The 19,239-nt window shown below is 71.8% G+C and carries 18 protein-coding genes; 11 read left to right on the top strand and 7 right to left on the bottom strand.

Translation table 11 applies throughout. The annotated features are described in order from the left end of the window. Nucleotides 1–7 precede the first annotated feature (7 nt). The 3 genes from GA0070604_RS28400 to GA0070604_RS28390 form a co-directional block, all read right to left on the bottom strand. Entirely contained in the window at nucleotides 8–379 is a 372-nt protein-coding gene (locus GA0070604_RS28400; protein ID WP_091125339.1) for an ectoine synthase, read from the bottom strand. A 105-nt stretch (nucleotides 380–484) separates the two neighbouring features. Then, nucleotides 485–736 (bottom strand): phosphopantetheine-binding protein, encoded by a 252-nt coding sequence (locus tag GA0070604_RS28395; RefSeq protein ID WP_091125335.1) that lies wholly within the window; start codon nucleotides 734–736, stop codon nucleotides 485–487. 126 nt (nucleotides 737–862) lie between these two features. Then, nucleotides 863–1,708 carry a hypothetical protein gene (locus tag GA0070604_RS28390; protein ID WP_091125331.1) on the bottom strand — a complete coding sequence of 282 codons (846 nt, stop codon included), beginning with the start codon at nucleotides 1,706–1,708 and terminating at the stop codon, nucleotides 863–865. Between the two features lie 188 nt (nucleotides 1,709–1,896). On the opposite strand from GA0070604_RS28390, the gene GA0070604_RS28385 reads away from it, so the two are divergent. After that, the gene (locus GA0070604_RS28385; protein WP_091125329.1) at nucleotides 1,897–2,085 is read left to right on the top strand and encodes a hypothetical protein; all 189 of its coding nucleotides are present in this window, start codon (nucleotides 1,897–1,899) and stop codon (nucleotides 2,083–2,085) included. A 67-nt stretch (nucleotides 2,086–2,152) separates the two neighbouring features. Here GA0070604_RS28385 and GA0070604_RS28380 read toward each other — a convergent pair whose 3' ends face one another. Beyond that, complete coding sequence (locus GA0070604_RS28380; protein ID WP_167363588.1) at nucleotides 2,153–5,164, bottom strand: AfsR/SARP family transcriptional regulator; 3,012 nt, start codon at nucleotides 5,162–5,164, stop codon at nucleotides 2,153–2,155. A gap of 289 nt (nucleotides 5,165–5,453) precedes the next feature. Next, on the bottom strand, nucleotides 5,454–5,684 hold the full coding sequence (locus GA0070604_RS28375) for a GntR family transcriptional regulator (RefSeq protein WP_091125325.1): 231 nt from the start codon (nucleotides 5,682–5,684) through the stop codon (nucleotides 5,454–5,456). A gap of 320 nt (nucleotides 5,685–6,004) precedes the next feature. On the opposite strand from GA0070604_RS28375, the gene GA0070604_RS28370 reads away from it, so the two are divergent. The 6 genes from GA0070604_RS28370 (at nucleotide 6,005) to GA0070604_RS28345 (ending at nucleotide 12,298) form a co-directional block, all read left to right on the top strand. Next, the gene (locus GA0070604_RS28370; RefSeq protein ID WP_167363587.1) at nucleotides 6,005–7,372 is read left to right on the top strand and encodes a DUF7507 domain-containing protein; all 1,368 of its coding nucleotides are present in this window, start codon (nucleotides 6,005–6,007) and stop codon (nucleotides 7,370–7,372) included. Between the two features lie 273 nt (nucleotides 7,373–7,645). Then, nucleotides 7,646–8,842, top strand: coding sequence for a substrate-binding domain-containing protein (locus GA0070604_RS28365; RefSeq protein WP_091125321.1), 1,197 nt, complete (start codon nucleotides 7,646–7,648; stop codon nucleotides 8,840–8,842). A 3-nt stretch (nucleotides 8,843–8,845) separates the two neighbouring features. Next, nucleotides 8,846–9,589 (top strand): ABC transporter ATP-binding protein, encoded by a 744-nt coding sequence (locus GA0070604_RS28360; RefSeq protein ID WP_091125319.1) that lies wholly within the window; start codon nucleotides 8,846–8,848, stop codon nucleotides 9,587–9,589. Continuing rightward, nucleotides 9,586–10,317: an ABC transporter ATP-binding protein gene (locus GA0070604_RS28355; RefSeq protein ID WP_091125317.1), complete on the top strand. Its 732-nt coding sequence runs from the start codon at nucleotides 9,586–9,588 to the stop codon at nucleotides 10,315–10,317. The genes GA0070604_RS28360 and GA0070604_RS28355 overlap by 4 nt, the downstream gene beginning before the upstream one ends. Next, a complete protein-coding gene (locus GA0070604_RS28350) occupies nucleotides 10,314–11,204 on the top strand; it encodes a branched-chain amino acid ABC transporter permease (protein WP_091125315.1) in 891 nt (296 codons plus the stop codon). The genes GA0070604_RS28355 and GA0070604_RS28350 overlap by 4 nt, the downstream gene beginning before the upstream one ends. Beyond that, nucleotides 11,201–12,298 (top strand): branched-chain amino acid ABC transporter permease, encoded by a 1,098-nt coding sequence (locus GA0070604_RS28345; RefSeq protein ID WP_091125313.1) that lies wholly within the window; start codon nucleotides 11,201–11,203, stop codon nucleotides 12,296–12,298. The genes GA0070604_RS28350 and GA0070604_RS28345 overlap by 4 nt, the downstream gene beginning before the upstream one ends. A gap of 123 nt (nucleotides 12,299–12,421) precedes the next feature. Here the strand turns inward: GA0070604_RS28345 and GA0070604_RS28340 are convergent, their stop codons facing one another. After that, nucleotides 12,422–13,246 carry a hypothetical protein gene (locus GA0070604_RS28340; protein WP_091125312.1) on the bottom strand — a complete coding sequence of 275 codons (825 nt, stop codon included), beginning with the start codon at nucleotides 13,244–13,246 and terminating at the stop codon, nucleotides 12,422–12,424. 141 nt (nucleotides 13,247–13,387) lie between these two features. Between GA0070604_RS28340 and GA0070604_RS28335 the strand changes: the two genes are divergently transcribed. The 4 genes from GA0070604_RS28335 to GA0070604_RS28320 all read left to right on the top strand — a co-directional run bounded on the left by GA0070604_RS28335 (nucleotide 13,388) and on the right by GA0070604_RS28320 (nucleotide 18,742). After that, nucleotides 13,388–15,154: an AfsR/SARP family transcriptional regulator gene (locus tag GA0070604_RS28335; RefSeq protein WP_091125310.1), complete on the top strand. Its 1,767-nt coding sequence runs from the start codon at nucleotides 13,388–13,390 to the stop codon at nucleotides 15,152–15,154. Nucleotides 15,155–15,191: 37 nt separating this feature from the next. After that, nucleotides 15,192–17,366: a RecQ family ATP-dependent DNA helicase gene (locus tag GA0070604_RS28330; protein ID WP_091125308.1), complete on the top strand. Its 2,175-nt coding sequence runs from the start codon at nucleotides 15,192–15,194 to the stop codon at nucleotides 17,364–17,366. A 109-nt stretch (nucleotides 17,367–17,475) separates the two neighbouring features. Beyond that, the gene (locus tag GA0070604_RS28325) at nucleotides 17,476–17,706 is read left to right on the top strand and encodes a heavy-metal-associated domain-containing protein (protein WP_091125306.1); all 231 of its coding nucleotides are present in this window, start codon (nucleotides 17,476–17,478) and stop codon (nucleotides 17,704–17,706) included. A gap of 112 nt (nucleotides 17,707–17,818) precedes the next feature. After that, nucleotides 17,819–18,742, top strand: coding sequence for a hypothetical protein (locus GA0070604_RS28320; RefSeq protein WP_244162106.1), 924 nt, complete (start codon nucleotides 17,819–17,821; stop codon nucleotides 18,740–18,742). A gap of 4 nt (nucleotides 18,743–18,746) precedes the next feature. Here the strand turns inward: GA0070604_RS28320 and GA0070604_RS28315 are convergent, their stop codons facing one another. Next, the gene (locus GA0070604_RS28315; RefSeq protein ID WP_091125304.1) at nucleotides 18,747–19,163 is read right to left on the bottom strand and encodes a helix-turn-helix domain-containing protein; all 417 of its coding nucleotides are present in this window, start codon (nucleotides 19,161–19,163) and stop codon (nucleotides 18,747–18,749) included. Nucleotides 19,164–19,239: the final 76 nt, after the last annotated feature.

Below are 19,239 nucleotides of genomic sequence, written 5' to 3'. Positions count from 1 at the left end.
GGAGCAGCTAGTACTCGGAGAACCCGTCCGCGTCGAAGTGGTGCCGCTCGTCGCCGCGCAGCGGCGGGTTGAACACGCTGATCAGCTCCATGTCCTGCTCTGGATCGGCGATCAGGAAGTGCTCGTCGTGCTGGTCGAGGGCGTAGAGGACGCCGGGCTCGATCTCGTGGGTGACGCCACCGGCGATCACCTGACCGCGGCCGGAGATGCAGTAGCAGGCCTCAAGGTGGTTGCGGTACTGCAGCGGCGACTTCGAACCGGCCGCGACCACGGTGTGGGCGACGGCGAAGCCCATGTTGTCCTTCTCGACGAGCAGCCGGAAGCTCGTGCCGTTGCCCCAGTCGACGGCGGGAGCCCCGGACTTGGTCTTGACGATCATGATCTTTTCCTTTCGGTAGCTCTGGTGCCTTCGGTGACGGACCGCTGCGCTGCTGCGCACCGGGACGGAGACGGACCGCGTGGTACGCGGGGTGGAAGGGTGGGCTCACACGAGGCTGTGCGTGTCCTGCACGAAGCCGGCGATCGCGGCCACCGAGCTGAACTGGACGGGCGAGATGTTCTGCTCCTCGACCGGAATGCCGTAGCGTTCGCCGACCCAGGCGATGAGACGCAGCAGCCCGAGACTGTTGACGATCCCGCTGTCCAGCAGGTCCAGGTCGTCCGGAAGCTGGTCGGTGGGAATGTCGGGCGCGAACGCGCTGACGATGAACTGCCGGATCTCGGCCTCGTGGGACATGAGGAGTCCTTTCTTGCCGTCGGCGGTGAGCCGGTGCGGCGGTGACGGGTGAACGACGGTGGCGGATCGCCACGGTGACGGCGCTGCCCCGCGGTGCGGCAGGGACAGCGAGGTGCGGGAAACGGGTCAGCAGAGCTGAGGTACGGCGCTGCTCAGCAACTCGACGAGCAGCACCTGTTCCTGGTTGGTCCGCCCGATGCGCTCGCCGAGCACTACCTGACGTAGGTCACCGACGAGCCGGTAGCGCGGCTGCGGGCTGTGGTGGGCCTGTGCCGGCCGGGCCAGGCCGTGCTCGGCGGCCTGCTCGACCAGGGAAAGGTCGTCGACGATGACCTGTCCGACCTGGTTGGCCAGGCCCGGCGGCAGGTCCCGGCCGGACGCGTTGACCAGCAGGGCCCCTTTGGCCAGGTGTACCGGCGTGCCCGGGGGCCAGTGTCCGTCCGGGCCGTCCGGCCCGGCGACGACCACGAGGTTCGACCCGAACGCGGACTTCGCGGGCGAGGCGGCTCGGGCCAGCGCGATGCCGGCCAGGTCCAGCTCGTCGACCACCCGGGCGTCGAAGTACGACGGGGCCGGGTCGCTGTCGTCGTAGGCCCGCCCGGAGGATGCCTCCTCCGGTGTCGCCGGTTCGTCGGTGAGGAACACCGACACGTGACTGATCCAGGGGACGTACCGCGCGAGGATCATGGTGTGCAGCTGGACGGCGAGCCCCCGGCCGATCACCGACGTGGTGATCACCTCCGGACCGAGCAGGTGTCGGGCTGCCAGGGCGACCAGCACCGCGGCGTCGTACACCGCGCGGTGCCGGGTCGTCGGGCCGGCTGCCCCGGGGCAACCGGCCCGGCCCCGGATGCCCGTCGGCTGGACGACCGTGCCACCGGTCATCAGCCGCTCGGTCACCGTGTCGACCGGGTCCACCGCCTTGGTGCCGCAGAAGGGGTCGGCACCAGGGCGGGGGATCATGCTGTCCATCGGACGTTCCCTTCGGTGGTCGTTTCGTCTGCGATCACACCGTGGGCGCCGGTCCTATCGGGTTACCTTCGAACAGCTATCGGCCGCCCTCTGATCTCGAACAGCGATCGAAGGCCGTCTCGATAGCGCGAGGCGGTCTGGTGATGGCAAGCCGCCACGGCAGAGGCCACATCCAGGAGGGAACGGAAATGTCCATCACCCGCACGCTCGTCATCACCACTGTCAAGTCCGCCCTCGTCGTCGCGGCGGCCGTCGGCTTCGGCGCGGTCGTCGCCGACGGCCCGGGGCAGCAGGTCTCGCAGGCCATCGAGGCGTGCCCCGAGGACACCCACTGGAGCGACGAGCTTGTCATGTGCGTGACCGACACCCACTGGTGAACCGGCCTTCGCCCGCCGTTGCGGCGTCATCCCGGCAGGGGATGGCGCCGCAACGGCGTTTGGCGGGTCAGCTCGCTGCCGGGGCCACCGTCGGGTCCGGATGGGCGGTGAGCAGGTCCGCGTCGGCCAGCAGCGAGTTGGCCCGCTCGTACCAGACGGTCGAGCCGAGGTGCTCGAACAGGTCGCACGCCGCGCGGAGATGCTCCATCCCGCCGGAGATCCGACCGGTGGCGAGGGCGATCTCACCGAGGGAATACCGGCAACGCGCCTCGATCAGCCGCTCGCCGAGCCGGCGGGACCGGTTGAGGGTGTGGGTCAGGATCATCGAGGCGTTGTCCGGCCGTCCCTCGCGGTGCCGGAGAATGCCGAGGCCGTAAAGGGCGTGGGTCTCACCGATCCGGTCGCCGGTGGCCCGGACGATACGCAGCGCCCGGTAGATCGGCTGCCGGGCCAGTTCGATCTGGTCGGTGGCGAGGTAGACCTCGGCGAACCGGTGCATCACCTGCGCCTCGACCCGCAGGCAGCCGGTCTCCCGGCAGATGACCAGGGCCTGGTCGAGCAGTTCGATCGCCCCGCCGTGGTCACCCTCGTCCATCCGGTGCCGGGCCAGGCTGCGCATGATGTGCGCCTCGCCGATCCGGTCCCCGACCCGGCGCATGATCTCCAGCGACCGGGCGTACTTCGCCAGCATCGACCCGGTGTCCCCACGTAGGCCGTCGATGTGCGCGGCGTTGCGCAGCACCAGGCCGCTGCCGTGCTCGACGCCCTCCTCGGCGAAGATCTCCAGCGCGGTGGCGAAACAGACGTCCGCCTCGGCGAGCCGGGTCTGGAACATGTGCAGGGTGCCCAGCGAGTAGCGCATCGCCGCCATGCCCACCCGGTTGCCGGCCCGCTCCGCGGCGGCGTACGCCGTGGTGGCGCACTCCCGCCAGTCATCGAAGTATCCCTTGGACTCGAAGAGGCTGACCGCGGTCAGGGCGAGGTCCCAGCAGAGCTCCACCAGGCCGGCGTCGGCGGACTGCCGGACGGCGACGACCAGCGCCCGGCGTTCCGCCTCCCACCAGTCCGCCGGGTCGCCGACATGCTCGGCGACGTCGGCCGGGTCCATGGTCCAACGCGTGGCCGTGCCGTGCAGGGTGGTGTAGTTGCCGCCGTAGTCGCTGCGGTGCGCCTCCTCGGCGAGGGCCAGCCAGCCGCTGAGCACCCGGGCCAGCGCCACCACCCGCTCCCGCTCGGTTTCCACCTCGCCCAGCTTCTCGGCGGCGTACACGCGGATCAGATCGTGCAGCCGGTAGCGCGGCGAGGCGTCCGGGTATTGCACGATGTCGACGAGTTGGGCGTCGACCAGGCTCTCCAGGATGTCCTCGGCCTCGATGACGCTGCTGTCCAGCAGGGCGGCCGCGGTCCAGCTCGGGAAGTCCGGGGCCCGCAACAGCGAGCAGAGCCGGAGCAACCGCTGCCCCACACCGTCGAGCGCTCGGTAGGCCAGCTCGATGTTGGAGCGCAGCTCCAGGCCGTGGTGGGTGAACTCGTCCAGCCGCTTCGCCTCGTCCCGGAGTCGGTGCACCAGCCCGCCCAGCCGCCAGTGGGGACGGGAGACCAGGCGGGCGCCGGCGATCCGCAGCGCCAGCGGCAGGCCACCGCAGAGTTTCGCCAGCTCGGAGGCGTCCTGCTGGCTGGCGGCGACCCGGTCCGGGCCGACCAACGTGGTCAGCATCTCCAGCGACTGGGCGAGATCGAAGACGTCGAGAGCGACCTGGCGGGCGCCGGGCAGGCCGGTGAGGCGCAGCCGGCTGGTTATCACGACCGCGCAGGACGAGCTGCCGGGCAGCAGCGGCAGCACCTGAAGGTCCGGCGGGACGTCGTCGAGAACCAGGAGCAGCCGCTTGCCGGAGAGCATGCTCCGGTAGAGCTTGCTCCGCTCCTCGATGCCGTCGGGAATGGCCGACCCGGTGAGGCCGAGGGCGCGCAGGAACCGGGCGAGCAGCTCGGCGGTGTGGTCCTGCCGATCCCACGATCGCAGGTCGGCGTAGAGCTGACCGTCGGAATAGTGGTCGCTGAGCTCGTGGGCGGTGCGGATGGCGAGGCTGGACTTGCCCACCCCGCCCATCCCGGAGATGACCACGATCGGCATCCCCTGGAGCGTCTGGTCGCCGTCCGGCTCCCGGGCCAGCAGCCGACGGATCTGGTCGAGCTGCGGCTCGCGGCCGACGAAGTCGGTGATGCTGGCGGGGAGCTGGCGGGGGAGGACCACCGCCGGGGTACGCGGCTGCGGCGGGGCCCACTTGGGGTCTGCCGGCCGCGCGACGGGTGTCGGCTGCTCGTCCGTGGCGCCGAGCGTGGGGTCCCGTTGCAGGATGGCCCGGGTCAGCCGGTGGAGCTCCTCGCTCGGGTCCAGTCCGAGCTCCTCGGCGAGCACCTTTCGGGCCTGCCGGGCGGCTTCGAGTGCGTCGGCCCGTCTGCCGCAGCGGTAGAGCGCGAGCATGAGGAAGGTGTGCAGCCGCTCGCGGAGCGGATGCTCCCCGACCAGGCCCTGCAACTCGCCGGTGACCTCCTGGTGGCAGCCGAGATCGAGATCGAGCTGGATGCGCTCCTCGACGGCCGCGAGCCACTGGTCGTTCAGGACGGTGGCGGCCCGCTGGACCGGTTCGCTCGGAATGCCGGAGAGGGCCTTGCCGCGCCACAGGGCGAGCGCCGTCCGCAGGGTCTCGGCGGCCTGGGCCTTTGCCCCCGCGTCGGCCTGTCGCCGGGCGTCGGCCGTCAGCGCCGCGAACCGGAGGCTGTCCACGTCTGCGGGGTCCAACTGGAGGAGGTAGCCCGGCGGACGGGTGCTGATGGCGTCGGGGCGGCCGACTTCGTCGAACAGGCGGCGCAGCGCGGAGATGCAGATCTGGATCTGGCTGCGGGCGGTGCTTGGCGGCTCCGTGCTCCACACCGCGTCGATGAGCTGGTTCACCGGGACAATACGGTTGGTGTTGAGAGCGAGTACCGCGAGGACGATTCGTTGGCGTGTCCCGCCCAGGTTCACCGACCGGTTATCACTGCCCAATTCCACCGGACCAAGGAGTCGCAGAAGCATCCAGTGTCTCCCCGCTGGCTGTGTGATCCCCGACTCACAGTACGCCATTATTCACCTTCGCGTGGTGACGTTCGTCGATGTAATAACTGTGGCTGTGGGGCCTTCCCGCAACCGGGATTCCTGTTGGGCGGGTCGGCCGGCCGGCGATATGAGCGGGCTTCGTCGGTTCGGCCGCGTGGGCGAGTTGCGCTCGTCGGGCCCTTTAGGTTCTGATGGCGCAAACGAATCTTGCGCGCTCGGATGAGGGTGTTATTCGTTTACGGCATCAGATCCAAAGGGGGCGAGAGCCTTACCGCCCGGAGCGCTCGGCGGCGCAGGTGCCGCGGCCGGGCTGGCCGGTGATCAGTTCGCGATCGTGCGGCAGGGGCATTGCACGGTAGGCCGTGTTCATGTGGACGCCATGTACCTCGGCAAGCTCGCGGGTCGAGGGCAGCTTGTCGCCGGGCTTCAGCTCTCCGCCCCTGATCTGCGCGGCGAGGTCGTTGGCGATCCGGCGGTACGGCGCTTCGGCTGTGGGCATGGTGGGGGCTCCGGTTGTTCGGCGGGTCCGATCCTGCCGTACCTGCACCAACAACCGCAACAGGCTGCGACACGTCGAAAGCGGAGGGTCGTGTTCGGCTCCGGGGTTGGCGACCGGCCTCGACGGTGCGCGGCGGTTCGCCGGTCGACGGTGGACCGACGCTGCCCGCGTCCGGCCGACCACGATGGTGACCGCGGCCCGGTCGGGCGCAGAAAATGAGGAACATCATCCTTTTGAGGGACTAGGGCCTGATACGCGGTGACATGTCCGTGATGTGGTCGTTTCTCCCGTGTCAACAATCCACGACACAGGGGATATGCATGAGAACGACCTCTGCGCCGCACGGCCGGATGGGCGCTGGCGCGTTGCTGGGTGCCATCGGCCTCATGGCGGGCGCACTGCTGCTGGTGGGCGGTTCGCCGGCCCTCGCCGCTGATCCGACGATCAGCATCAACCCGGGAAACGTCCCGACGACGGCGGCCGGGTTCAGCAGCCATGAATGCGACGACAACCTCGGCGGCGGACCCTTCCAGAACCAGGACGTCTGGGTGTTCGTCCTGCCCGGTAGCCACCCGCCCGCGGAAGAGTTCGGGTCGCTCCATCTGACCTTCAGCACGCCTGGTGGTATCCGGACGGCGAACATCACCGGCACGCCGACCTCGACCAGCGCCATCGCCAACAACATGGGCACCAGCAAGGCGTGGATCCGGCTGCCGGCCGGCTGGACCCTCACCGCCGGCAGCGCCGCCGTGACGGGTGACGACGACCGGCACTTCGAGCTCAGCCACACCTGCCCCGCCTCGGGCGAGAAGCCCAACCCGAAGTTGGCGTTGACCAAGACGGGTACGCCGACCAGTGATCTCGACGCCGGTGACAGGGTCACCTACACCTACACGGTGAAGAACGAGAGCACCGGTACGAGCACGCCGATCACCAGGATCGCCGTCACCGACGACAAGGTGACCGGTATCACCTGCCAGGCCGGGTCACTCGCTCCGGGTAAGAGCACCACCTGCACCGGCACGTACACCGTCACGACGGGGGACGTGGCCGAGGGCGAGATCGTCAACACCGCCCGCGCGACCGGCAGGTTCGGCAAGGAGACGGTGACGTCCAACCCGGCGAGGTTCACCGTGCACACAGAGTCGGTGCGGGCCAGCCTCTCGATCGACGAGAAGGCCCGGGTCGAGGGGGAGTCGGAGTGCCGGGACAAGTGCGCGGACGACGGCTTCGCGGAGAAGGGTGACAAGATCTTCTACACCTTCCGGGTCACCAACACCGGCACGGTGAAGCTCACCCACGTCAAGGTCGACGATCCGCACGCCGGGCAGGTGGTCTGCGACCGCACCACGCTGGCTCCGGGTGCCGGCACCGACTGCCACGCCGTCAAGCCGTACGTGGTGACCGAGGCTGACGTCAAGCGGGGCAAGGTGGTCGACACCTCCCGGGCGATCGGCGAGTTCGACCACCGGACCGTGGTCTCCGCCCCGGACACCGTCACCATCTGTATCCGTGGCGGCAAGTTCGATCACCGGAAGCACGAAGGTCACGAAGGCGGGGAGGGTCGCCTGCCGACCACCGGCAGCAACCTCGCCCAGACCTTCGGGGTGGCTGGCAGCCTGCTGGCCGCCGGCAGCCTGCTGGTCGGACTCAGCCGGCTGCGTCGCAAGGCGCGCATCCGGCTCTGACCCGTACGCCGAAACGCTCCGGGCGCCGCACGCGGTGCCCGGAGCGTTCCGTGTCCGGGGTCCGGCCGGTGGCGGGGTGCGACACAGCCGTCTGCCCGCGGGTGGTGCCAGCGGCCACCGGGATCGGGGGGAGTCAGCCACCGGAGTCGGGCGGTTGTAACGCCGGACTACCCTTCGTGGATTACTTGTGTGCTTCGGCCACATAGCTCGTGGGTGACGTCACTTCTAGCGTGAGCCGACAACTGAGTCCCCCTGTCCTCACCTGGAGTCGCAATGACGATCCGGCACACGCGACGGGTGTTCCTCTCCGCCGCCACGATGATGGCGGCCGCGATGGCCGCCACGGCCTGTGGCAGCCCGCAGGACACCGCGTCCGGCGGCGGCGACGCCGCACCGGTCAAGGTCGGTCTGGTGTATTCCCAGTCCGGGCCGCTGGCCAGCTACGGCAAGCAGTACATCGAGGGCTTCAAGGCCGGCCTCGACTTTGCCACCAAGGGCACCGGCAAGGTCGGTGACCGGAAGATCGAGCTGACCGAGGTCGACGACGCGGGGGACCCGGCGAAGGCGGTCTCCGCGGCCAAGGACCTGATCGGCAAGGGTACGAAGATCATCGGGGGCTCCACCGCCTCCGGCGTGGCCCTCCAGGTCGCCCCGATCGCCGCGCAGAACAAGGTCCTCTTCATCTCCGGGCCGGCCGCCACCGACGCGGTCACCGGGGCGAACAAGTACACGTTCCGCTCGGGCCGGCAGTCGTACCAGGACGTGGTGACCGCCAAGTCCTTCATCGGCGACGCCACCGGCAAGAAGGTCGTCGTCTTCGCCCAGGACGGCGCGTTCGGCGACGCCAACGAGGCCGCCGTCAAGGCGGTGATCGGTGGTGCCGGCGCGAACGTGAGCAGCGTCCGGGCCCCGGCCAGCGCCACCGAGTTCACCCCGTTCGCCAGCCAGATCAAGGCCGCCAAGCCAGACCTGCTCTTCGTCGCCTGGGCCGGCACCACCGCCCCGGCCATGTGGCAGACCCTCGACCAGCAGGGCGTACTCGCCTCCACCACGGTCGTCACCGGCCTGGACATCCGCGCCTCCTGGCCCACCTTCGGCGCCGCCGGCAGCAAGATCTCCTTCCTGTCGCACTACTTCGACGGGGCCAGCGACACCGAGGCCGCCAAGGCGCTGAAGGCCAAGGTCGGCACCGTCGACCTGTTCCACCCGGACGGCTTCGCCGCCGCCCAGATGGTCGTCCGCGCCGTGCAGGAGGGCGGCGACGACGTCGACAAGATGGTCAAGGCCCTCGAAGGCTGGCAGTTCGACAGCGTCAAGGGCCAGATGGCCATCCGGCCCGAAGACCACGCGTTGCTCCAGCCGATGTACCAGGCCAAGCTCGCCGGCAGCGGCACCGAGTTCACGGCGACCGTGCAGAAGAGCCTGACCGGTGACGAGAGCGCGCCGCCCGTCACCCAGATGAAGGGCTGACCCGTGCTCGCCACCCACGGTCTGACCTGGCGGATCGGTGAGGTCGCCATCGTCGACAACGTTCATTTCGACCTTGCGCCCGGCGAGTTCCTCGGCGTGATCGGGCCGAACGGCGCCGGCAAGACCTCCCTGTTCAACCTGATCACCGGCCTGCGTCGACCCACCGAGGGCCGGGTCCTGCTGGACGGGGAGGACGTCACCGCCCTTCCCCCGCACCGGCGGGCCCGCCTCGGGCTGGGACGTACCTTCCAGGCGTCCTCGGTGTTCGGCTCGCTGACGGTCCGGGAGAACGTCCGGCTCGCCGTACAGGCGCACCGGGGTGGCTCGATGAAGCTGTGGCGGCGGGCGGCGGCCGACCGGGAGGTGGCCGCCGCCGCCGACGCGGCGCTCGACCGGGTCGGCCTCGCCCACCGGGGTACGGCGCTAGCCGGCACCCTGGCCCACGGCGAGAAGCGCAAGCTGGAGATCGCCCTGCTGCTCGCCGGTGAGCCCCGGGTGATGCTGTTGGACGAGCCGATGGCCGGGGTGAGCGCCGAGGACGTGCCCGAGCTGGTCGCCGTCATCAAGTCGTTGACCGGCGACAGTGGGCGATCGGTGCTCATGGTGGAGCACCACATGGACGTGATCCTGGAGCTGGCCGACCGGATCGCCGTGATGCACCACGGTGCGCTGCTGGCCTGCGACACCCCGGACACGGTGATGGCCAACTCCACCGTGCAGGAGGCGTACCTGGGGGAGGCGCTGTGACCGTCGAACCGATCCTCAGCGTCGAGAACCTGTCGGTGCGGATCGCCGGGCTGCACATCCTCCAGGGGGTGTCGTTCGAGGTCGCGCCGACCGGGGTCACCGTGCTGCTCGGCCGTAACGGCGTCGGCAAGACCACCACGCTGCGCGCGATCGTCGGCCTCACCCCACGCAACGGCGAGGTGCGCGGCAGCGTCCGGATGGGCTCGCGCGGCCTGCTTACCCGCCCCACCCACCGGCTGGTGCGCGACGGCCTCGGCTACGTGCCGGAGGACCGCTGCGTCTTCGCCGGCCTCACCGTCGCGGAGAACCTGCGCCTCGCCGAACGGCGGGGCACCGCCCCGGCGTACGACAAGGTCTTCGCGCTCTTTCCCGAGCTGGACCGGCGCGGACGGCAACGGGCCGGCTCGCTCTCCGGCGGGCAGCAGCAGATGCTCGCGATCGGCCGGGTGCTGCTCAACGACAACCGGCTGCTGCTGGTCGACGAGCCGACCAAGGGGTTGGCGCCGAAGGTGGTGACCGAGGTGGCCGAGGTGCTGGAACGGGTCGCCGAATCCGTGCCGGTGCTGCTGGTCGAGCAGAACCTGGCGGTGGTCCGGCGGCTGGCGAGGGACGCCGTGGTGCTCTCCGCGGGCCAGGTGGCCTGGACCGGCAATGCCCAGGACCTGCTGCTGGAGACCGCGCTGACCAGGTCACTGCTGGGTGTCGGCTCGGGAGAGGTGAAGGCATGAGCACAGTGATCTTGTTGGCGCTGACCGGGCTCGGCCTGGCGGCGCTCTACTTCCTGGTCGCCTCCGGCCTGTCCCTGGTCTTCGGCCTGGCCGACGTGCTCAACTTCGCGCACGGCCTGTTCCTCGGCGTCGGGGCGTACGCGACCTGGTGGGCGGCGGACAACCTGCCCGGGGCCGGCTCGACCGGGTTCGGGTTCGTGGTGGCGGTCGCCTTCGGCGTGCTCGCCGGGGCGCTGGTGGCGGTGCTGGTCGAGCTGGTGCTGATCCGGCCGCTCTACTCCCGGACCATCGAGCAGGTGCTGGTCACCGTCGGCCTGTCGCTGGCCGGGGTGGCGCTGCTCCAGGCCACCTGGGGCGCCGACCCCCGGCCGTTCCCGCGCCCGGCGTGGAGCCGCGAGGTGACCTCGATCCTCGGCGCGAACGTGCCGAACGCCGGGCTGCTGCTGATCATCGCGGCGGTCCTGGTGCTCGGCGGGCTGCTCGCCTTCCTCCGCTTCACCCGGTACGGCCTGATCATCCGGGCCGGGGTGGAGAACCGGGAGATGGTGACCGCGCTCGGCATCGACGTCCGCAAGGCGTTCACCCTGGTCTTCGCGATCGGTGGGGCGGCCGCCGCGCTGGCCGGCGCGCTCGGCGGGGTCTACTTCGGCACCGTCTCGCCCGGGCAGGGCGGCTCGCTGCTGATCTTCGCGTTCATCGTGGTGGTGATCGGCGGGATGGGCTCGGTGGTCGGGTCCGCGTACGCGGCGGTCGCGGTCGGGCTGCTGCAACAGTTCGTCAACTACTACGGCACGTCCGGGCTGGGCGACCTCTGCGTGGTCGGGTTGCTCGCCGTGGTGCTGCTGCTGCGTCCACAGGGCCTGGCCGGAAAGGTGGCTCACGCATGACCAACTCGGTGCTGGAGGCGCCGCCCGCCCGGGTGTCCGGTGAAGCGGTCTCCCGCTGGCGGCGGGTCCGCCCGTACACGCCGCTGGTCGCCCTGGTGGTGGCGGCGATCGTGCCGTACTCGACGCTGAACCTGCCGGGCATCTTCGAGGGGCCGCTGAACTCGCCCGGCACCCTGCAACTACTCGCCATCTGCCTGGTCTTCGGTGGCCTGGCCGCCGGCTACGACCTGCTCTTCGGGCGGACCGGGATGCTCTCCTTCGGGCACGCCCTCTACTTCGCCGCCGGGGTGTACGGCACCGATGTGCTGATCACCCGGGCCGGGCTGCCGCTGTGGCAGGCCGCGTTGCTCACCGTCGCCGGCGGGGCGATCCTCGCCGCACTGCTCGGCGCGGTCGCGCTGCGTACCGTGGGCATCGCGTTCGCCATGGTGACGCTCGCGTTCGCCCAGGTCGGGGCGATCCTGGTGGCCCGGGACTTCGGCGGGCTCACCGGTGGCGAGGAGGGGCTGCCGCTCGACGTCGCCGGGCTGCCGTCCGCCCTGGTCGGGGTGGCCAACACGGTGAACCTGTACTGGCTGGCGCTGGCGTACCTGGCGCTGGTGGTCTTCGTCGTGCACCGGGTGAGCGGCTCGCCGACCGGGCGGGTGCTGGCCGGGCTGCGCGACGACGAGCGGCGGATCGGGGTGCTCGGGCTCGACCCGTACCGGTTCAAGCTGGTCGCGTTCACCCTGGCCGGCGGGCTGGCCACGGCCGGTGGGGTGGTCTACTGCCTGGTCGTGTCCGGGGCGAGCCCGCACGTCACGTCGTCCGAGCTGACCCTGTCGCTGCTGGTCATGGTGGTGCTCGGCGGTCCGGGCACCCGCTGGGGCCCGGTGCTCGGCGGCATCCTCTACATGTACCTGGACCACCGGCTGACCGCCTTCGGCGCCAGCGACGCGGTGAACAGCCTGCCGGCGTTCCTCAGCCGCCCGCTGTCCCAGCCCTTGTTCGTGCTGGGCACCGTCTTCATCCTGGCCGTCTACTTCTTCCCCGGCGGCCTGACCAGTCTCCGTTCCCGCCTGCACCCCCTGGTGGTCGCCCTGCGCCGGAAGTGACCCGCCCCGTCGATCGTGTGCACTGCAAGGAGGGGTCCCCTGTTAACGCCAGGCGTTAACAGGGGACCCTCCTTGCGCTGCAGGGCGGCGGCCCCCCGTGTGGCCGCCGCCTTTCGCCGTGGGTCAGCCGTTCAGCAGCTCGTACGCCAGGGCCGGAGCCTTCGCCGCCGCGCTCCCGGTCGGCGCGGTGATCTTCGGCGTGCCGCCGAAGTCGGTGTAGTTGACGATGTACTGGTACGCCTTCTGCTTGCCGGCCGCGGGGATCTCCAGCACCAGCGAGGTGAGGTGCCCGTCCGGCCCCACCTGCGCAGTGAACGGCACGTGCTTGCCGGCCTCGCCGAGCGCCGCCGCCTCGCCGTCGTCCAGCACCTTGGCCGCCTCGCCGCCGGTCACGTCGATGAACCCGGCGTACTTCCCGGGGCCCTGCTGCTCGACGGAGGTCGCCGCGCTGAGCAGCGGACCCGCGTTGCCCTGGTCCGCGCCGTCATAGCTCGGCACGCTGCTGGCGTCGGTCAGCTTGGCCTTGTCCAGCGCCAGCCACTTGTCCGGAAGCTTCGGCAGGCCCGGCTTGCCGCTGAACTTCGCCTTCATCCAGACCTCGTCGTCGATGATCAGGAACGACATCTTCACCGTGATGCCGTCCTCCGGCGGCATCGCCATGTGCATCTCCATCGCCTTCGACGCCGGATCGATCCGCCCGCTCAGATCGCTGGAGGCGTCCTTGCCGGTGAACCGGAACGCGCTCGTGGTCTCGTCCGGGACCGCTGCGAGGAGCACCTGCTTCGGATCGGCGGACGGGGACGCGGACGGGGACGACGCCGGGCTGGATCCGGCGGCGGTGTCGTTGGTGGTGCCGCATCCCGCCGTCAGGGCGGTGGCGGCCAGCACGGCCGTCGCGATGCCCGCGACCCGCCGGATCGTCGCGGCGGTGCCGATATGCTGCGTCATTTCGGTGACTCACTTTCCCAGGGGGTTGTTGCCGGCCAGATCCTGGCAGATCGCCACCGCCATCCCGCTGCCGATATGCTGCCGTCCGACTGCCGCGGCCGCCGTCGGCGGACGGGCGGGGGCGTAGGAGCGGGAACTCGCATGTCAGAGGTGTTGCGCTTCGAGCTCCTCGGGCCGCAGCGAGCCTGGTACGCCGACCGTCCACTCGACCTCGGCGCGGGCAAGCAGCGGGCGGTGCTCGCCGTTCTGCTGCTCTCCGCCGGCCGCCCGGTCTCCATCGGGCAGGTCATCGAGGCGGTCTGGCCGGAGGAACCGCCCGCGAACGGCCCCAACGTGGTGCAGAAGCACGTCGCCGGCCTGCGCCGGATACTGGAACCGGACCGGTCCCCGCGTACGCCGGGGCAGGTGCTGACCCTCACCGACGCCGGCTACCTGCTGCGGATCCCGCCGGAGTCGGTCGATGCGGTCCGCTTCGAGCGCGGCGTGCACCGGGCCCGACAGCAGCACGCGGCCGGGCGTGCCACCGAGGCACTGGCCGAGCTGACCGCCGCCCTGGACCTGTGGCAGGGGGAACCGTTCACCGGCTTCCCCGGGATGTACTTCGACACGGCCCGGCACCGGCTGGTGGAGCTGCGGGCCGTCGCCCTGGAGACCCGCGCCGAGCTGGCACTGGAGAGCGGCCGGCACCGCGAGCTGGTCGGCGAACTGGTCGAACTGGTGGCCGAGTTCCCGGTCCGGGAACGACTGCGGCACCAGCTCATGCTGGCGCTGTACCGCAGTGGGCGGCAGGCGGAGGCGCTCGTCGCGTACCGGGAGTTCGCCGATCTGCTCCGCGAGGAGCACGGCATCGAGCCCGGCGAGGTGCTACAGGACCTGCACGGGCGGATGCTGCGCTCGGACGCCACGCTGCTGCCCGCCTCCCCGCAGCCCGCGCTCACCGCACCGGCGTTGATCCCGGCCGACACCCGCGCCGCCCCCGCGCCCGCCGCTCCGGTCGTACCCGAGCAGCCGCTCGCCGCGCCCGCCGCTCCGGTCGTACCCGAGCAGCCGCTCGCCGCGGCCTCGGCGGTCCGTCCCGCGCAGCCGGTCCCGGCCGCACCACCCGTACCGGCGCCGTGGCCGGACCGGGGTGCCGGACCGCTCCCGCCGCCTGCCGGCTGGCCACCGCCCGGCCCGGCCGGCGGGCCGGCGCAGGGCTGGCCCGGAGGCCCACCGCTGGGGCCGGTGCCCATGCCCGCGGTACCGCGCCGCGGCGTGCCACGCTGGCTGAGTATCGGCACCACCGTCGTGGCCGCGCTCACCGCCGTGGCCTCCTTCGGCTTCCTCACCTGGCTGGTGGTGCTCCTCTACGCGCTCTGGCGGCGGAGCTGGCGTAACGGTCTCGCGGCGGCCTGCTACCTGGCCGTGTCGGTGACCTGCCTGAGTGTCATCGGCAACAGCGACACGGACGAGGTGAGCGACCTCGAGGGATTCCTGATCGCCGTCTGGCTGATCGCCTGGCTGGCGGGCGTGGTGCACATCGTGCTGCTCAACGGCCGGCTGCTCGGCTGGCTCGGTGCCCACCGGCGTCGGCAGGTGGCGGACGATCGCAGGCTGCGCCGGGAGCACGCCCGCTACCTGCTCTACCACTACCCGACGGCCCGCGGTGAGCTGCACATCGGCCGCCCCGACCTGCCCCGGGCGTACGACGACGGCGGACTGGTCGACATCAACGCGGTGGCGGACCAGGTGATCATCGGGCTGCCCGGGCTGAGCCCGACGCAGGCGCAGCACCTGATGCTGGACCGGCGCGTACGCGGCCCGTACGCCTCGATGGAGGAGCTGGCCGCGCGGTGCCTGCTGCCGCCCGCCGCGAGTGAGCCGCTCCGCGAGGTGCTGGTCTTCCTGCCGCCCGCGCCATCCTCGTGATCCCGGCCGTCGCCGGTTCGCCTGGTAGAAATGCCGGATGAGCCAGGATCGGGCGGCGGTACGAGAGCGGGCCGAGGAGGTGCTGCGGCGGCTGGCGGGCGAGCACGCCCGGCTCCGTGAGGACCAGTGGCGGGCCATCGAGGCGCTGGTGGTGGACCGCCGGCGGGTGCTCTGCGTGCAGCGCACCGGGTGGGGCAAGTCGGCGGTCTACTTCGTGGCCACCGCGCTGCTCCGCCAGGCCGGCGCCGGGCCCGAGTCAGGCGGCGCCGGGCCCGACTCAGCCGCCGCCGGGCGCGAACCAGCCGGCCCGACCGTGATCGTCTCGCCGCTGCTGGCGCTGATGCGCAACCAGGTCGAGTCGGCCGCCCGCGCCGGCATCCGGGCTCGCACCATCAACTCGGCCAACCTGGACGAGTGGGACGAGATCACCGCCGAGATCCACGCCGGGGCGGTGGACGTGCTGCTGATCAGCCCGGAACGCCTCAACAACCCGGACTTCCGTGACGGGGTGCTGCCGAAGCTGGCCGCCACCACCGGGCTGCTGGTGGTGGACGAGGCGCACTGCGTCTCCGACTGGGGGCACGACTTCCGGCCGGACTACCGGCGGCTGCGTACCTTCCTCACCGGCCTGCCCGAGCGCACCCCGGTGCTCGCCACCACCGCCACCGCCAACGCCCGGGTGACCCAGGACGTCGCCGAGCAACTCGGTGACGCGTTGGTGCTGCGGGGCACCCTCGACCGGGAGTCGCTGCGGCTGGGCGTACTCGACCTGCCGAGCCCGGCCCAGCGGTTGGCCTGGCTCGCCGACCACCTGGACGGGCTCCCCGGCTCCGGGATCATCTACACGCTGACCGTGTCGGCGGCCGGCGAGACGGCCGAGTTCCTGCGGGCGCGGGGTTGGCAGGTCGCGGCGTACACCGGGCAGGCCGAGGACGCCGACCGCCGCGCCGCCGAGCAGGACCTGCTGGACAACAAGATCAAGGCACTGGTCGCGACCAGCGCGCTCGGCATGGGCTTCGACAAACCGGACCTCGGCTTCGTGGTGCACCTCGGTGCCCCGCCCTCGCCGATCGCCTACTACCAGCAGGTCGGCCGGGCCGGCCGGGCCGTCGAGCACGCCGAGGTGCTGCTCCTGCCCGGCGTCGAGGACGCGGCGATCTGGCGGTACTTCGCCTCGCTCGCCTTCCCGCCCGAGCAGCAGGTTCGGGCGGTGCTCGCCGCGCTGCACACCGACCGACCGATCTCCACCCAGGCCCTCGAACCGGTCGTCGACCTGCGTCGCGCCCGGCTGGAGCTGATGCTCAAGGTGCTCGACGTCGACGGCGCGGTCCGCCGGGTGCGCGGCGGCTGGCTCGCCACCGGCGAGCCCTGGGTCTATGACGAGGCCCGGTTGCGCCGCGTCGCCGAGGCGCGCACCGCCGAGCAACAGGCCATGCTCCGGTACGCGAGCACGACCGGCTGCCGGCTGCGCTACCTGCGGGAGTGCCTGGACGACGCCGGGGCGGGCGACTGCGGCCGCTGCGACAACTGCGCCGGCCCGCTGTTCACCGCCGAGGTCTCCGACGCCGCGCTCACCGCCGCGCAGACCTTCCTCGGCCGCCCCGGCGTGGCGATCGCGCCGAAGAAGCTCTGGCCGACCGGGCTGGAGGCGGTGGGCGTACCCCTGAAGGGGCGCATCCCCCCGGCGGAGCAGGCGCTGCCCGGGCGGGCCGTGGGCCGCCTCTCCGACCTGGGCTGGGGTGGGCGGCTGCGCGGCCTGCTCGGGCCGGAATCACCGGACGGCCCGGTCCCCGACGACGTGGCGGCGGCGGTGGTCGAGGTGCTCAAGGCGTGGGCGCACGGCGACGACCCCTGGCCGCGCCGCCCGGTCGGCGTGGTCGCCGTCGCCTCCCGCAGCCACCCGGCGCTGGTCGGCTCGCTCGCCGAGCGGATCGCCGCCGTGGGCCGGCTGCCGCTGCTCGGCCGGGTCGTCCCGACCGGCCCGTCCGGGGCCGCCGGTCCGCGCGGCAACAGCGCCCAGCGGGTACGCGCGCTGCACGACGCCTTCGCCCTGCCGGACGAGCTCGCCGACGCCCTGTCCGGGCTGGACGGGCCGGTGCTGCTCGTCGACGACCTGGTCGACTCCGGCTGGACCGTGGCGATGGTGGCCCGGCTGCTGCGCCGCGCCGGCGCCCCGGACGTGCTCCCGCTGGCCCTCGCGGTCGCCGGGTGAACCGTCGGTTTCACCTGGGGAAAAGTTCCCGCGCCGGCCGGACTGCGAGCGTCGCCACCGTCATCGACCGTCGGCGCGTCGGGCGCACCATCGGCGGTACCGTGGCCTCATGACCGAGCAGCGACCTGTCACCCAGACGTACACCGTCACCGGGATGACCTGCGAGCACTGCGTACGGGCGGTCACCGAGGAGCTTTCCGCCCTGCCCGGCGTCGACGAGGTCCGGGTCGATCTGGCCGCCGGGACGGCCACGATCACCAGCGCCGAGCCGCTGCCCGTCGAATCTGTCCGAGCCGCCGTCGACGAGGCGGGTTACGAGCTGGCCGCCGGCGTTGCCTGAGTCGTCAGCCACCAGCGCACCGCCGGCCGTCGGATCCGATCCGACGGCCTCCGACCGGCCTGAGGCGGACCGGCCTGAGGCGGACCGGCCGGGCCTGGGACGGGTCGGTGTCGTGGGGGACGGACCGACCGGGGTGGACCAGGGCACCCTCCGGCTCGCCCTGGTGGTGGGCGGGCTGGTGCTCGCCGTGCTGCTCGGCTTCGGCCTCGGCCGGATGAACGCGACCCCGACCAGCGCCTCCCGCATCGTCCCGGGCCCCGCGGCACACAGCCACCCGGCAGGCACCGGCGCCCACTCGCACGACGGGGCCACCGCCACCCAGGCCGGCGGTGCGGACGCCGACGGTCTGTCGATCAGCGCGGGCGGTTACACGCTCGCCCCGTTGACCGGGGAGTTCCCGGTCGGCCGGGCCAGCGCGCTGCGGTTCCAGATCCGGGACGAGCAGCGCCGCCCGGTCACCCGCTTCGCGGTCGTACACGAGAAACCCCTGCACCTCATCGTGGTGCGCCGCGACCTCACCGGTTTCCAGCACCTGCACCCGACCATGGCGGCCGACGGCACCTGGTCGGTGCCGCTCACCCTGCCCGAGGCGGGCGTCTGGCGGGCGTACGCCGACTTCACCGCGGTTGCCGACGACGGCCGGCAGACCGCCGTCACGCTCGGCGTCGATCTGGCCGCCCCCGGCGGATACTCGCCCCGACCACTGCCGGCCCCGGCCACCTCGGCGACGGTCGACGGGTTCACGGTCGACTACCAGGGCACCCCGAAGGCGGGCGAAACGCTGCCGGTGCGTTTCTCGATCCAGACCGGCGGTGCGCCCGCGGCCCTGGAGACCTATCTCGGCGCGTACGGCCACCTGGTGGCGCTGCGTGAGGGGGACCTCGGCTACCTGCACGTGCACCCCGGGCCGCAGGACGAGCCGGGCACCGTGACGTTCTGGGTGACCGCGCCGGGGCCGGGGCGCTACCGGATGTTCCTGGACTTCCAGGTGGCCGGCGTGGTGCGTACCGCCGAGTTCACCGTGGCGGTGGCCTGAACGGTCAGCCGGCCCGGCGGATCGGCCGGCGGGCCAGGTAGCGGAGCAGGTCGCGGATGTGGTGCTTCTCCTCGGCGGGGACGCTCGGATCGGCCAGCCGCTCCAGGATCACCCGGACGTCCGCCTCAACCGGGGCGTCCTCCGCCCGGCGGCGGGGAAGCGGAGCGGCGTCGGGCAGGCCGAGCGCGCGGAAGGCGGCCGCCACCGGCAGGTCGAGCGCGGCACAGAAGCCGCGTACCTTGGCCAACTCGGGGTAGTCCTGCCAGTCGCCGGCCAGCCAGCGGAACACGGTGGACCGGCCCACGCCGGTGTGCGCGGCCAGATCGGTCACCGTCCAGCCGCGCTCCTCCCGGGCGTCGTCGATGGCGCGCCGCACGAAGCGTGCGAAGGCCATCTGCGGCGAAACCTCTGCCGAACCCATCCGCCTGGGACTGTTCCTTCCGCTGGAGCACGGGACGGTGCGCCTACGAGGGTAGTACGGCGGTACGCGGAAGCAA

Source organism: Micromonospora eburnea, assembly GCF_900090225.1.
In the GTDB taxonomy this organism is placed as follows: domain Bacteria; phylum Actinomycetota; class Actinomycetes; order Mycobacteriales; family Micromonosporaceae; genus Micromonospora; species Micromonospora eburnea.
Note: the sequence above shows the minus strand (reverse complement) of the source record. Positions and strands in the feature narration are given on the sequence as shown.

Coding starts and splice junctions, on each gene's coding strand:
- GA0070604_RS28400 (WP_091125339.1), bottom strand. CDS start 379: ATGATCGTCAAGACCAAGTCCGGGGCTCCCGCCGTCGACTGGGGCAAC.
- GA0070604_RS28395 (WP_091125335.1), bottom strand. CDS start 736: ATGTCCCACGAGGCCGAGATCCGGCAGTTCATCGTCAGCGCGTTCGCG.
- GA0070604_RS28390 (WP_091125331.1), bottom strand. CDS start 1,708: ATGGACAGCATGATCCCCCGCCCTGGTGCCGACCCCTTCTGCGGCACC.
- GA0070604_RS28385 (WP_091125329.1), top strand. CDS start 1,897: ATGTCCATCACCCGCACGCTCGTCATCACCACTGTCAAGTCCGCCCTC.
- GA0070604_RS28380 (WP_167363588.1), bottom strand. CDS start 5,164: ATGCTTCTGCGACTCCTTGGTCCGGTGGAATTGGGCAGTGATAACCGG.
- GA0070604_RS28375 (WP_091125325.1), bottom strand. CDS start 5,684: ATGCCCACAGCCGAAGCGCCGTACCGCCGGATCGCCAACGACCTCGCC.
- GA0070604_RS28370 (WP_167363587.1), top strand. CDS start 6,005: ATGAGAACGACCTCTGCGCCGCACGGCCGGATGGGCGCTGGCGCGTTG.
- GA0070604_RS28365 (WP_091125321.1), top strand. CDS start 7,646: ATGACGATCCGGCACACGCGACGGGTGTTCCTCTCCGCCGCCACGATG.
- GA0070604_RS28350 (WP_091125315.1), top strand. CDS start 10,314: ATGAGCACAGTGATCTTGTTGGCGCTGACCGGGCTCGGCCTGGCGGCG.
- GA0070604_RS28345 (WP_091125313.1), top strand. CDS start 11,201: ATGACCAACTCGGTGCTGGAGGCGCCGCCCGCCCGGGTGTCCGGTGAA.
- GA0070604_RS28340 (WP_091125312.1), bottom strand. CDS start 13,246: ATGACGCAGCATATCGGCACCGCCGCGACGATCCGGCGGGTCGCGGGC.
- GA0070604_RS28335 (WP_091125310.1), top strand. CDS start 13,388: ATGTCAGAGGTGTTGCGCTTCGAGCTCCTCGGGCCGCAGCGAGCCTGG.
- GA0070604_RS28330 (WP_091125308.1), top strand. CDS start 15,192: ATGAGCCAGGATCGGGCGGCGGTACGAGAGCGGGCCGAGGAGGTGCTG.
- GA0070604_RS28325 (WP_091125306.1), top strand. CDS start 17,476: ATGACCGAGCAGCGACCTGTCACCCAGACGTACACCGTCACCGGGATG.
- GA0070604_RS28315 (WP_091125304.1), bottom strand. CDS start 19,163: ATGGGTTCGGCAGAGGTTTCGCCGCAGATGGCCTTCGCACGCTTCGTG.